General features: G+C 44.0%; 11 protein-coding genes. 6 read left to right on the forward strand and 5 right to left on the reverse strand.

The features are described from left to right. Positions 1-155: 155 nt before the first annotated feature. From DESGI_RS02300 to DESGI_RS02330, 6 genes are all read left to right on the forward strand, one after another. A complete protein-coding gene (locus DESGI_RS02300) occupies positions 156-2,162 on the forward strand; it encodes an aldehyde ferredoxin oxidoreductase N-terminal domain-containing protein (RefSeq protein WP_006523495.1) in 2,007 nt (668 codons plus the stop codon). Positions 2,163-2,164: 2 nt separating this feature from the next. Continuing rightward, a complete protein-coding gene (locus DESGI_RS02305) occupies positions 2,165-2,698 on the forward strand; it encodes a 4Fe-4S dicluster domain-containing protein (protein WP_006523494.1) in 534 nt (177 codons plus the stop codon). A 31-nt stretch (positions 2,699-2,729) separates the two neighbouring features. Next, positions 2,730-3,881 carry a (Fe-S)-binding protein gene (locus DESGI_RS02310; RefSeq protein WP_006523493.1) on the forward strand — a complete coding sequence of 384 codons (1,152 nt, stop codon included), beginning with the start codon at positions 2,730-2,732 and terminating at the stop codon, positions 3,879-3,881. A 14-nt stretch (positions 3,882-3,895) separates the two neighbouring features. Next, entirely contained in the window at positions 3,896-4,690 is a 795-nt protein-coding gene (fdhD, locus tag DESGI_RS02315; protein WP_006523492.1) for a formate dehydrogenase accessory sulfurtransferase FdhD, read from the forward strand. Positions 4,691-4,782: 92 nt separating this feature from the next. Next, positions 4,783-7,905, forward strand: coding sequence for a CoB--CoM heterodisulfide reductase iron-sulfur subunit A family protein (locus tag DESGI_RS02325; protein ID WP_015617902.1), 3,123 nt, complete (start codon positions 4,783-4,785; stop codon positions 7,903-7,905). 31 nt (positions 7,906-7,936) lie between these two features. After that, positions 7,937-8,770 carry a hydrogenase iron-sulfur subunit gene (locus tag DESGI_RS02330; protein WP_015617903.1) on the forward strand — a complete coding sequence of 278 codons (834 nt, stop codon included), beginning with the start codon at positions 7,937-7,939 and terminating at the stop codon, positions 8,768-8,770. A 643-nt stretch (positions 8,771-9,413) separates the two neighbouring features. Here DESGI_RS02330 and DESGI_RS02340 read toward each other — a convergent pair. The 5 genes from DESGI_RS02340 to DESGI_RS02355 all read right to left on the reverse strand — a co-directional run bounded on the left by DESGI_RS02340 (position 9,414) and on the right by DESGI_RS02355 (position 13,990). Next, positions 9,414-9,974, reverse strand: a complete 561-nt coding sequence (locus DESGI_RS02340; RefSeq protein ID WP_006523487.1) for a nitroreductase family protein — start codon at positions 9,972-9,974, stop codon at positions 9,414-9,416. A 107-nt stretch (positions 9,975-10,081) separates the two neighbouring features. Continuing rightward, positions 10,082-10,528: an aldehyde ferredoxin oxidoreductase C-terminal domain-containing protein gene (locus tag DESGI_RS25980; RefSeq protein ID WP_006523486.1), complete on the reverse strand. Its 447-nt coding sequence runs from the start codon at positions 10,526-10,528 to the stop codon at positions 10,082-10,084. Next, positions 10,485-11,930, reverse strand: a complete 1,446-nt coding sequence (locus DESGI_RS02345) for an aldehyde ferredoxin oxidoreductase family protein (RefSeq protein WP_006523485.1) — start codon at positions 11,928-11,930, stop codon at positions 10,485-10,487. Before DESGI_RS02345 ends, DESGI_RS25980 begins: the two co-directional genes overlap by 44 nt. Beyond that, the gene (locus tag DESGI_RS26365; protein ID WP_006523484.1) at positions 11,923-12,171 is read right to left on the reverse strand and encodes a 4Fe-4S dicluster domain-containing protein; all 249 of its coding nucleotides are present in this window, start codon (positions 12,169-12,171) and stop codon (positions 11,923-11,925) included. The genes DESGI_RS02345 and DESGI_RS26365 overlap by 8 nt, the downstream gene beginning before the upstream one ends. 373 nt (positions 12,172-12,544) lie before the next feature. Then, positions 12,545-13,990 (reverse strand): sigma-54 interaction domain-containing protein, encoded by a 1,446-nt coding sequence (locus tag DESGI_RS02355; protein ID WP_006523483.1) that lies wholly within the window; start codon positions 13,988-13,990, stop codon positions 12,545-12,547. Positions 13,991-14,123 lie beyond the last annotated feature (133 nt).

Genomic DNA, 14,123 nt, shown 5'->3' on the forward strand with positions numbered 1-14,123 from the left:
AAAAATAGTATTGATGCGTCGGAAGTGCAGCTCGGTTAGTATTGTTTAATTTGCAGGATGTAGTGTGTACCATCCTTATATGGGCTATTCTTGCAAATATGAACAAGCTGCGTTGCAAAGCTATGGCTGTGAGATACCCAGAGGGGGTGCAAAAAGTGAGGTATGCAGAGACAGGGTATAATCTGGAAATAGATTTATCCCAAGGAAACATTGAGAAAGTAGAAACCGACCCCAAATTGACCGAACTTCACCTTGGGGGGCTGGGTACTAATGCCAAAATACTATGGGATAGGGTTCCTCCTGAAGTCGAACCCTTTTCTCCTGATAATTTACTGATATTTGGTACCGGTCTTTTATGTGGCACACCGGCTCCTTGTGCTAATCGTACCATTGTTACTACCATTTCTCCTCAGACTTTATTAATGGCCTATTCAATGATGGGGGGATTTTTGGGACAGGAGCTGAAACATGCCGGTTGCGACAAAATAGTGATTCGTGGCAAGTCCCCTGGTCTTGTTTATTTATGGATAAACAATGACAAAGTGGAAATACGTGATGCCAGTCACCTTCAAGGGAAAGGCACTATTGAAACTGCAGAACTTATTCGACAGGAGTTGAAGGAGCCGGACGCCCAGGTAGCGGCCATTGGTCTGGCTGGTGAAAATAGGGTATTTTATGCTTCCATCGAGTCAGACAAATCCAGCGCCAGCCGACAAGGGATAGGCGCTGTTATGGGAGATAAAAGGTTGAAGGCGATAGCAGTTCGTGGAACAAAGGACATCAATATTGCCCGGCCGGCTGAATTTATGGAGATAAGCAACGAAGTACTGGAATACATACGACACCGGTTGGAAAATCCACTTAAACTACCAGAGGGCATGCCGGTCATTTTAGGATATCTTGGGATACAAGAGATGTCATTACATGATGAGGAGTGGCATACCACCAATTTTGCCTGGGGTAATGCCCGCCATCGTAGAAAAGATTTTTGGACAAAGGAAATTGAAGAGAGTTGGAAGGAGACTCAGGAAAAAGCAGTAACACGGTTAGTTGGTTGCTATAACTGCCCGGTTAGATGCGGTGGAGCCATATCTCAGCGGGGAATTCGCAGCTACATGATGAAATGTTACTCGAAACTTACTTATACCATGGCAGCCATGTCTGATCTGGATTTTGGTTTTAAAATTGTTGCTCAAGGCCAGGAGTATGGAGTGGACGGATACACAACCCCCCAGATTATGGCATTTGCCCTTGAGCTTTATGAAGCCGGCATTTTGACTGACCAGGATATGCCGGGAATGCCGTCCGATAACGAGGGAAGATTTTACTGGTTACTTGATAGAATTGTCCGTCGGGAGGGGATAGGAGATATTTTAGCAGACGGCACATATTGGGCGGCCAAAAAGATTGGCAAAGGTGCTGAAGCTTTTGCTCATAATAACATTAAGAAACATGAGCAGCTGCCTCTCAAGCTGGGGATACTGAATCCCATTTATTACCTCATGTATTGTACCAATGAGAAGATAAACATTACCCAAATTGAAGGGCAATTCCCTCAGTCCCCACATCTTAGCAGAGAGGACAGGGAGGAGTTCGTAAAGGATTGGACCCAGGTTCCTGACGAAAAGTTTAAGGAATATTTTGTAAATTGGGAACCGCGCACCTTCCCTCATTATCCACCTCCTGAAGCAGTTTGTGATATCGTAGACTGGCAAGAGGCGATGCATTACATTGATGACGCCACCGGCATCTGCGCAGCTGTGTCATCATTTGTCCTGAAACCTCCCTATAATATACACAATTTATCGGCTTTAATCTCAACAGCGACCGGACTGGATATTGATAAAGATAAATTATGGGAAATAACCAGGCGAAACCGAACTATGATTAGAGCCATTAACGTAAGAAGAGGCATGAGGAGAAAAGATGAGAAACCGCCGGAGGACCATTGGAAAAAGAGATTTCCAGAGCTTGAAGCCAAGCTCTTAGATGAGTATTACAAATACAAGGGGTGGGATAAAGAGGGTATTCCTACGAAAGAGTTTTTACATGAATTGGGTTTAGATTACGTTATCGAAGATTTCGAAAAGAGAAGAATCTATTCAAATAATGGTGATACACCTTCCGGAGAGATCCCGGCGGTAAAAGAGAGGGAGGTGTAGATATGGGTGAGAAAAAAAAGAAAATTATCAAAACAATAAAAATTGATGCTGATAAATGCAGTGGTTGTCGGGCATGTGAGGTAATTTGCTCCGCCTTTCACGCTGCGCCGAAATATGGCACCACTAACCGGGCCAGGTCCCGTATCCGGCTGATTCGTGACCCGCTAAAAGATATATATGTTCCTGTATATGCGGGTGAGCTTGCTGCAGCCGAATGTATGGGCAGAGATAAATATGTAATTGATGGAAAGGAATACGACGAGTGTGCCTTTTGCAGGGCTTCCTGCCCATCCAGGGACATTTTCAAAGAACCCGATTCCGGTCTTCCTCTCAAATGCGATATGTGTGAAGGCGAAAGTGAGCCCTTGTGTGTTAAGTGGTGCTTGCCTAAAGCCCTGACTTACGAAGAGAGAGAAGAGGAAGTCGAAGAAGAAGTAAAACTGGGCGAGATGGAAATAGGATTGCAAGCATTGGTAGACAAATATGGCTTACAGAAGGTAGTGGAAACTGTTGTCCAAATGGCACAGAAGGTTTAAAACACTAATGTGAAGGGAGGGAGTAGAATTCGTGGAGATTGAAGCCCCGATCAAAGAGGTCGTCGAAGAAATAAAAGAGAGCGGTGGAGACGCCGTCAAATTCTGTTACCAATGCGGTAAATGCGATACTGTTTGCCCCTGGAACAAGGTAAGAAAGTTCAGTATGCGCAAACTAATCCGGGAAGCGACATTTGGTTTGACCGAGATAGAACACGAAGAGATCTGGCGTTGTACCACCTGCGGCAAGTGCGTTCAGAGATGCCCCAGGGACGTACAGCAGATCCAAAATATGATTGCATTGCGCAGGATGGCCACGGGATACGGTGTATTTCCCACCGCCATCAAGCCTGTCCGCACCGTAAGCGCAGGCTTAACCGCAGATGGTAACCCTTTCGGTGAAGATCGCACCAAAAGGGCCCAATGGGCCAAGGGTCACTCTGTAAAAACCTTCGAAGAAGGGATGGAAATATTATATTTCCCCGGCTGTTACTTAAGCTATGACGCAAGATTAAAGAAAGTAGCTGTTGCCACAGCCAAAATCCTCAACAAGGCAGGGGTGAATTTTGGGATACTGGGAGCCGAGGAGAATTGCTGCGGTGAAAGCATCCGCAAGACAGGCAATGAGGATTTATTCAAGCAATTAGCCAGGGAAAATATCAAAACCTTTATCGACAACGGGGTCAAAAAAATCCTTGTTTCTTCCCCTCATTGCTATCACACCTTCAAGAATGAGTATCCCGAATTCAATGTGCACTTTGAGATAGTACATATCTCTCAGTATATATTCGAACTGATTAATGAGGGAAGGATTCAGATCAGTAAAGAATATGCCAAAAAAATCACCTATCATGACCCCTGTTACCTGGGCCGGCATAATGGCATATATGACGAACCACGGGGAGTCTTACAGAAGATACCCGGTTTGGAACTGATCGAAATGCCTGAAGCTCGGGAAGATAGCCTTTGCTGCGGTATGGGCGGAGGCAGGATCTGGATGGAGACACCAATGTCTGAAAGGTTCGCCAACTTAAGATTAGAACAAGCTATTAGGGGTGGGGCTGAAGAATTGGTTACTGCCTGCCCATATTGCATTACCAACTTTGAGGATAGCAGGGTAGTCCTGAATTATGATGATGTTATCCAGATTAAGGACATCACGGAGGTCCTCCAAGAAGTTATTTAGAGGAGCGGCTAAACATGCAAAAAGCTGGAGTATCAAATATGAAAGGTGTCGCTACGGACATTGTCTGCTACCGCTTTTCGGAAGAAGGATGGTCAAGTACCACAGTTTACGTGCCCAGCGAGATAGAACTTACAATATATGTTAATCAACAGGAACTGGTTACCATCCTTTGCACTCCAACCAAGCTGAATAGTCTTGTCCTCGGATTCCTGTACGGAGAGGGAATCATCTCAGGCATCGGTGACGTTGTGAGCATGCGGATGTGTGAGGACGTATCGCTGGCCGATGTGAGGCTTAAAAATCCCGATTACAAGTTGCCAACGCAGCGGACAATTACCTCCGGTTGCGGTGGCGGTGCAACTTTCACAGCTCGCGGACAAAGGGTTGATTCGGATTTTGTTGTCAAACCAAGGGAAGTGCTGTCATTGATGAAGCAGCTTCTAGAGCAGATGGAGCTGTATCGTCTCAGTGGTGGAGTGCACACTTCAGCCCTGTCCGATACCAGGAACTTGCTGGTAATAGCTGAGGATATTGGACGACATAACACATTGGATAAAATACAGGGCGAATGTCTGTTGAGGGAATTATCAACCAGAGACCGACTGCTATTAACGACCGGTCGCATATCATCGGAGATGTTACTCAAGGCAGCTAAGATGCAAACCCCGGTTGTTGTTTCGCGGCACTCACCGACAGGGAGCGCCGTTTCGCTTGCTCAGGATCTGGGCATTGTCCTGGTCTGCCATGCGCGCGGAGGCCGGCTGCAGGTGTACACCCACCCGGAGCGACTTGACTGCTTAACAGATTAAGTACTGTAAAAATGACAGGGGACACACATCATTTTTTTGAGTACAAGTTTGGGTAGCCGGAGGAATGTCCCCAATTAGTGAGGTGATAGAAAGTGGAAGAACTATTGCTAAAAGAAAAAATCGAGCAACTCTGCAAAAGCCGAGGCGACAGTAATTTTGGCGACGTAATGATAGTAGGCGGCGGAATCAGCGGCATACAGGCCTCCCTAGACCTGGCCACCGCCGGTTTTAAAGTCTACCTGGTGGAAAAAGCGCCGAGCATCGGCGGCCATATGGCCCAGCTGGACAAAACCTTTCCCACTAACGACTGCTCCATGTGAATACTCTCGCCCAAGCTGGTCGAGGTCGGCCGGCATCAAAACATAGAAGTCTTCACCTATACCGAAGTAGAAAAAGTAGTGGGAGAAGCGGGCAACTTCAAAGTAACACTGAATAAAAAGCCCAAATATATCGACGAGAGCCAATGCACCGGCTGTACAACCTGCGTAGAATACTGCCCGGTCCAATACCCGGACCAATTCAACCAGGAAATATCAAAAAACAAAGCAGTCCATATCTACTTCCCGCAGGCTATACCACTCGTCGCCTATATAGACGAAAGCTGTCTATACCTTAAAGAAAATAAATGCCGTATCTGCGAAGGCGTATGTAAAAACAACGCCATCGACTTTAATCAAACGGCGGAGACAAAAGAAATAAACGTAGGCGCGATAATCCTGGCCACCGGCTTTGAACCCTATGATCCAAAAGAGCGTGCGGAATATCGCTACGGCGAATTCGAGAACGTCATAACCAGCATGGACTTTGAACGTCTGCTGAGCTCCACCGGGCCATACTCAGGTGAAATACTGCGCAACTCGGACAAAAAACATCCCCATAAAATAGCCTGGATCCAATGCGTCGGCTCCAGACAAGTAACCCCGGGCGGCAACAGCTATTGTTCAGGAGTATGCTGTACCTATGCCCAAAAACAAGTAATCTTAACCAAAGACCACGACGCAGAAGCCGAATGTGCCATATTCCATAACGACATTCGCTCCTACGGCAAGGACTTTGAGCAGTTCTATGAAAGAACAGCCAACCTGCCCGGAGTCCGGTTTATCAGAAGCTACACATCAATAGTGCGCGAAGACCCGGAAACCAAAAACGTCACAGTACGTTACTCCACCCCCGACGACGGAGTAAAAGAGGAAGAATTCGACATGGTAGTATTATCCGTCGGATTGAATCCTCCAATTAACGCACAGGGCATAGCAAAGAAATTCGGCATAGAACTCACAGCCCATGACTTTGCTAAAATCAACCCCGTCAACCCAATGGAAACCAACAGACCCGGTATATTTATAAGCGGAGCCTTCCAGGGCCCCACAGACATACCCGAATCGGTTTTCAGCGCCAGCGGAGCCGGCTCCCAATGCGGAGAACTCCTGGACTACAGGCGTGGTAAACTGGCCAAAGAAAGGATATACCCGGAAGAAAGAGACGTCTCCCGGGAGGAACCACGGATAGGAGTCTTTGTATGCCATTGTGGAGCTAACATCTCAAGAATAGTAAACGTACCATCTACAGTTGAATATGCCTTAACCTTACCCAATGTAATCCACTCCCAGCAGCAGCTGTTCTCATGTGCAACCAACTCCGCCCAAGAAATAACAGACATGATCAAAGAAAAAGGACTCAACCGGGTAGTAGTCGCCGCCTGCTCCCCCAGAACCCTGGAACCATTATTCAGAGACACCCTGCGGGAAGCTGGAATCAACCAATATTACTACGAAATGGCCAACATCAGAGAACACAACTCCTGGGTCCACGCCAAAGAAAAGGAAGAAGCCACCCGGAAGGCCAAGGACATCATCCGCATGTCCGTAGCAAGGGTTCGCCATTTGGAGCCCTTACAGGAATTTGACCTGCCGGTAAACAAAACCGCGTTAGTAGTAGGCGGCGGAATAGCCGGCATGAACTGTGCACTCTCCATAGCCAACCAGGGACATGAAGTATGCCTGGTTGAAAAAGACACAGACCTGGGTGGAATCGCACGTAAACTACATTCCACCCTGGAAGGACTGGATGTACAGGCGTATATACGTGACCTTGAACGCAAAATATATCAAAACCCACTGATACACGTATATACCAGCGCCACCATCCTCGAAGCCACCGGCTATATCGGCAACTTCGTAACTAAAGTTAAATCCGACCGGGGAGAAACAGAAATAAAACATGGCGCAGCCGTCATCGCCATCGGTGCAGATTTATACAAACCCACCGAATACCTTTACGGAGAAGATGACCGGGTAATAACCCACCTGGAACTGGAGGAAAAAACCGCCAAACAAGACGAAAACCTCATCAACTCCGAAAGCTTAGTCATGATCCAATGCGTAGGCTGCAGAAACGAAGACAGAAAATACTGCAGCCGGGTATGCTGCAGCGAATCTATAAAGAACGCCTTAAAACTAAGAGAACTAAACCCCGAAATGGACATCTATATTCTCTTTAGAGACATGAGAACATATGGTCTCAAAGAAGACTACTACCGTGAAGCAGCAAGCAAAGACATACGCTTCATTCGCTACGAGCCGGATGACAAACCTGAAGTAGAAGCCGGTGAATCGGAAGAAGGCCGGCCCGTACTAAAAGTAACTGTAACCGATCTCATTTTAGGCAAAAAACTTGAAATAGATGCCGATACAGTTACCTTGGCTGCCGCCGTCATACCCTCTGCAGCAACCAAAGAAATAGCCGATTTATTCAAAGTAACCCTGAGCCCGGACGGCTTCTTCAAAGAAGCCCACGTCAAATTAAGACCTGTCGAATTTGCTACAGACGGCGTTTATCTATGTGGCTTGGCTCACTACCCCAAGCTGATACCGGAAACCATAAACCAAGCTTACGGCGCAGCCGGCCGGGTCTTAACGCTTCTCTCACGTGATACAGTCGTCGCCTCAGGCTCTGTTTGCGAAGTCAATGAAAAGAAATGTATGGGCTGCGGGGCATGTGTCTCAGTCTGTACCTATGGAGCCATAGAGCTTCGTAAGAAAAAGGCAGTAGTAAATCCTGTGCTCTGCAAAGGAGACGGACTCTGTAACTCCAAGTGTCCAACAGGGGCTATTACACTCAAGCACTTTACCGATCAAACGCTCTTAAGCCAAATTGACGCCGTAATCCCAGAAGAAGAAATCATCCGACAAATTGATGCAGCGGCTGGAGAATAAAGCGGCCTTATTGATAAGGAGGTGAGAACGAATGAGTACAATAAAATTTAAACCAAGAATATTAGGTTTTGTATGCCACTGGTGAGCATACGGCGCTGCTGACTTGGCTGGCGTGTCCAGACTACAATATACAACAGAAATGAGACTTATTCGCGTTATGTGCTCCGGTAGAGTCGACCTGGCACATGTACTCAGGGCCTTCTCAAAAGGAATAGATGGAGTATTTATTGGTGGCTGCCATTTAAATGAATGTAACTACATTACACATGGAAATTACCATGCACTGAACATGGTGCTGCTATGCAAAAAAATAATGGAACACCTGGGGCTGAACCCAAAAAGGCTAAGGATGCAATTTGTATCCGGCGCTGAAGGAAACCTTTTTGCCGAAAGTGTTAATGATTTTGTCAAAAATATAAAAGGTTTAGGACCACTAGGCAAAGGGGAAGGCATAGACGAAAAAGAACTTCAGGCCAAACTTGCAGAAGTTACAAAGCTAGTCCCCTACATTAAAGTGGTCAAGCAGGAAAAACTGGCAGCACGTCTTGAAAACCCGGAAGAATATGAAGGGCATTTTACGAGTGAAGAAATAGATAAGTTATTGAATGAAGTCGTCTCGTACTATATTGATCCGTCGAAATGCCAGGCCTGTATGACTTGCGCGAGAAGATGCCCCGCAGAGGCGATTATAAGTGCCAAGAACCAGATCCATGTAATTGATCAGGATAAATGCATAAAATGCGGAACTTGTTTTGAAGCTTGCCCCACTAAATTTGGCGCGGTGACGAAGATTTCCGGCGGGCCTGTTCCGCCTCCTATTCCTGAAGAAGAAAGAACTATAATTAGGAAGAGTAAAGAAAAATGAGAGTAATCCCTTTGCCGTTGATTGAAAAGAAAGTTAGTTCAAGCAAGGGAAGGGATGATTATATTGGAGGCAGCATAAAATGTCGGAATAAAACCCGACATTTTATGCTGCCTCTAATAATTTGCCACCACTTTTAATTCTTTATCCCAGCTTAAATCTTAACTAACTAAAAAGGAAACTAAGGAATCAAACCAAGTATCTTCCACCAGGGGATGCTCGCAACTATAGCTATTATATTAATTATCATATACGCTAGAGACATTCTTACGGCATGAGATTGTTTCACCGCATCTTTACCTGTGGCCACCATGGCGGCAATATGAGTTGTATTCTGGTAACTAACCGTCCATACATTTGCGCTAGCTACAATTATTATGCCTATAACCCACGGGTTAACTCCCGCTTTTAAAGCAAATGGTGTCAGTAATACGTAACAATTGATATGGTAGATGCCTGGGCGACCAAAACAAAACGTATTATATATCGTCCCGGGTATTAAATTTTGATACTCAACAAGCAGCATATTTGACTCGATTTTTTTGTTGCAAAATTACCTATTTTGCCCTTTGAAATAGATGCGGTAATTTAGTTATACCGGATTTGTTCATTGTGATAGACTCCTTTTAATAAAGTTTTAAAATAATTAAACGAGTGTTGTTACTTTACTTGCCAGATCTTTTTTGTGAGGTCTAGGTGATGAGTCATTTCCATAGCCAATACAAATCAGGGCAATAGTCCTTTTGGGGGTTGAAACACCAATAATTTTACTTATTTCTTGTTGGTCAAATAGTGTAAACCACAGACTGTCTAAACCTAAGGCGTTGCTGGCTAAAAGCATGTTTTCTATAGCGGCGGCACAAGCATGCTGGTAACTTTCCTTGCCATCCAATCCGCTTTTATTTGGATCACCTACAACGGCAATAATTACAGGTGCCTGAATAAGAAAATCAACTTTATAATGGCTTAGCCAGCGTTTGCCGCTGACCTCAGCTAGCTTATTAGTGGATTGGCATGAACTCTCAAAGATCTGTTTTTTAAGCTGTTTATTCTTAATTACTATAAACTCCCATGGTTGTAAATTAAGAGGGCAAGGTGCCCAATTAGCACATTCCAGAATAGTATTGAGGTCAGAATCATTTATCAAATCTTCCTTGTATTGACGGCAGCTTCTTCTGGTCATCACAACCTCCAAGAAATCCATCATTTTATCCCTCCGGATTATTATTTTTTAGTTTAATCATTCAAAAGTGCCTATGATTTAGTGTAAGTAGTTATTACACTTATGCATCAAGTATACCCGATATGAAGTAATTAAAATTCCCATCCCCGTGCCATGAAGTACTGCTGTACAGTTTCTTTTATATTTTGATAGGACAATGGCGGTCTGATGCCACCTTGAAATGGTAATGGCTCCTTATAAAAACGCTGGGGGAATACATATTCATCAAGATTTTCGCCTTCACGTACGTTAAACTGGTGTTGTAAATTCCAGATTTTTACCGCTGCTTCCAAAACTTCTTCAGCTGTAAATGGGTAACCTAGTATTGCTGAAAGCGTTCGCGCGTAAAAATCGGGACCCAACGATCTATGAGAGGGTGGTCTGATGCAAAGCCCGGTAGAATTAATGATTGTGATTAAATCTTCAGCATACTTGGCCATTCGGGGAATATTTACTTTGGCTGGTGGCTCACCAAAAATTTGGCTTTTTAAATCCTCAGGCATATCCAGATCGTGAACAACTTCTTCGGCAACGTCCAATTTTTTGTTCCAGGTGATTGTGCCCCGGGCTTAACAGCGCATCGACCGTTGACCTGGTGCGCAGATGATCTCCGCCCCGGGTATTGGTAAGGTTACCTAACGTCCAGACATCCCATTTCCCCCGGGGATCTCGGACCGGTATTTCCACTCCTTTGACGTGCATGGCATAATAAGCACTATTAGGGATCCGGGCAGAAGCTATCTTTACTCCTTCTGCTAAAAGATCGCCAATACCCTGTCTTTTCCCGATTTGATCAAGAAGGCTTGTAATACCTGGAAAATCGCCCCATTGCACAGGAACTTCCCGGCTTAATTCTTTCAATAAGCCGTGCTGGTTGGCTTCAATAGCAAATGCAATTACACCCGCGGCTGAGACTACATCCATACCATAACGATTACAGATCTCCGCACACTTTAATATCTCTGCAATTTCCTTAATGCCCAACTTGGCTCCGAATTCAAATGTATAAGTTACCTCAAGCCCCTTGGCTTCGTATCCTTCGTATTGGCCATATTTCACCCGCGACCAATGGGCGCAAGCCACTGGGCACGAAAAACAAGCCAGGTCTTTTTCTTTATAGTTCTTGGCAAAAAAACCTCGGCCTCTGGTTTCAACCCAATCAGGAAATGAACCACAGGTAAAGTTAAGACCGGGAAGAGCGCCAATTTTGTTATAAGGATCAGCTACTACCATGCTTCCGTAACACCTGGTATAACCAAAGTGGTCATTGCTTAGTACTTTTTTGAAGGCTTCTGTCATAATGCGGGCAAAGGCCAGATGGTCGGCCACCCGTGCTATACCCGTTCCACGAACGGCAATAGCTTTGAGATTCTTACTGCCCATCACCGCGCCCATACCGGTTCTGCCCCAGGCACCGTGATAATTGTTTATTACTGAGGCAAAACGCACCAGCTTTTCCCCTGCGGGCCCGATGCTGGCAATTTGGAAGTCACTGCCTTTTTCTTGTTTTATTTTTTCAACAGTGGCCCAAGTATCCAGACCCCAAAGATGAGTTGCATTTTCTACTTTAATTTGACCATCGTCAATCATAAGATAGACAGGAATAGAACTTTTCCCCGTTATAACGAGGTGGCTGTAACCCGCAAACTTAAGGGCCGCCCCCCACAGTCCACCGCTATTTGCAGTTCCGAAGCGGTTACTCAAAGGCGACTTGGCAGTAAGTTCAGTCCGGGCGGCGGTGGGCAGCAAAGTCCCCACAAATGAGCCTGCTCCAAAGATTAAAACGTTATCGGGACCAAGCGGTTCACTGTCAGGAGGTATAAGATCAACCATCAGTTTTGTATTTACACCCAGCCCCCCTAAAAATTCCTTATGCAGATTCATACCATCAACAACATCAATCTTTTGATTAATAAGGTCAATTTTAATTATTTTAAACAACGTTAGGCACCTGCCTTTCCTTTACCAGTGCCCCGCTTGAGCAGTAACTAGCGCACAAGCCACACTTTTTACAACGATTAACGAACGTAATATCAAATTGAGCTTCTTTCCCATCCCTGCTTTTTACTTGGATATAGGCATGAAGCGGCTGAAAATTTTTTTCGCTAGCCCAAGAACAAATCATTTGGCATATTTGACATCCTGTACAACGTTCTGCAAAAACGTTAATCTTCCAACTCATATACGTCACTTCCTCGAAAAAAATGGTTATTCACACGGCTCCATTAAGGATCAATCGCTATGAACGCTAAAAATAGCAATCAGTATCCCGCTAATTGTTTATTGATGCAATAGTGATACTCTTGTTTGCGCAGTTCAGAATATTCAAAATAAGTTAATGATAGTGATGTGTATTAATTGGAATAGAATGAATATGCTAGAGTTTTGCTAATGCAATATATATACCAGGTGGTTGGGATTAATTTATTAGGTTGATTCAGCGTTTTCATAATATGGCATATTTATTTGTATTATTAAATCTCCTGAAAACTAGCGATATTGCAGTAGTGCTCTGCAATATCGCTGTATTAATAGCAGGAAGTAGTACTTGCCACTCATGCTTCGTTGTCATTTGATTGTTTTTGATCCTTGAGTTGCCTTACATTATTTGTTTTTTTACTCTTATTAACTTTTGCTATCTTGCGAATTACTGTGGTTTGATGAACACCTAATATTTTGGCGACTTTGTATGTGCTATTAAATTTGGCCATGCCCTGCTCTATTAACTGGCGCTCAACTTCTAATACTGCTTGTCTCATCGGCATAATTCCATCGACTATAATCCTCCCGTCACCTGAAGCTGGGAGCATATCATGAGGTAGATCATCTACTGTGATTGTGTTTCCTATAGAAATAATAAGTAACCTTTCAACTGCGTTTTGTAATTCGCGCACGTTACCTGGCCAATCGTAAGCGTAAAAATGATTAAGGACTTTTCCGGAGAACTCCTTTTTTATTTTGTATTTTTTAGAAATTAAATCCTTAAAATGGTAGACTAAGGGTATAATATCATCCTTCCTTTCCCGTAATGGAGGGATTAAAATTGGTACGACATTTAAACGGAAAAATAAATCTTCCCGGAAAAGATTTTGATTCACTAGTTCTTTTAGGTCCTTGTTAGTTGCTGTTATGACCCTTACATCTACTTTTCGTGGCTTTGCTCCTCCTACGCGTATTACTTCTTTTTCCTGAAGTACTCTCAATAATTTTGGCTGTAAGGATAAGGATAAATCGCCAATCTCATCTAAAAAAATGTCGCCATTGTGGGCTAATTCAAATAGGCCGGCTTTACCCTCCTTGTTGCCACCGGTAAAAGTGCCTGATTCGTAACCAAAAAGCTCCGATTCAATAAGACTTTCCGGAATAGCGCTGCAGTTTACCTTTATAAACGGTCCTAGTTTGCGTTCACCGTGGTCGTGAATTAGTTTCGCAATAACTTCTTTGCCTGTACCGGATTCACCAAGTATTAGAACTGTTGTATCTACTCGAGCTAATCTGAGGGTTAAGTCGATTATTTTTTTCATCTTTATTGATTTGGCAACAATATCAATGTTTTCTTGGCTTTGAACACGCATTTCATTAATTTCTAAAGAATATTTCTGAGTGAGAAGCTTGGTCTGTTCCAACTGCTGTTGCAACTGGTTTAATTCGGTAACGTCCTTTGAATAAAGAACTACATAAGCAATTTCATTATTATCGTCAATTACCGGTGCACCAGTGACCAGTAAACAAGTATTAAAGGGTGTATACTGCATTAAGGTAACAGACTGTCGCCTCTTCAATGCTAGATCAATTACCGGGTCATTATATATACCTTTCTGTACTAAACTAAATATGGTCTGGCCGATTATTTCCTTATTTGACAAACCAGTTAGCCTTTCCTGAACGTTGTTAGCCATTTTAATAATCCCGTCTACTGTCAAAATCATAATGCCGTCCGGTAGACTATCTAGTAAAGATTGGAGTATTTTCCTAAAACCGGGCTTTAGCTTTATAGCCAATAATCTCGTCACCCCCAATGCATTTTAGCAAAGTATTATATTAATTTTAACCTTTCTGAAGGAATGAGTCTTTGCAAGTTAGCTTACATGTAATAAATAGGAGATGGGCGGTTAAAAATTATAGTTTAATGGT

Origin of the sequence: Desulfoscipio gibsoniae DSM 7213 (genome assembly GCF_000233715.2) — a bacterium.
Lineage (GTDB): Bacteria > Bacillota > Desulfotomaculia > Desulfotomaculales > Desulfallaceae > Sporotomaculum > Sporotomaculum gibsoniae.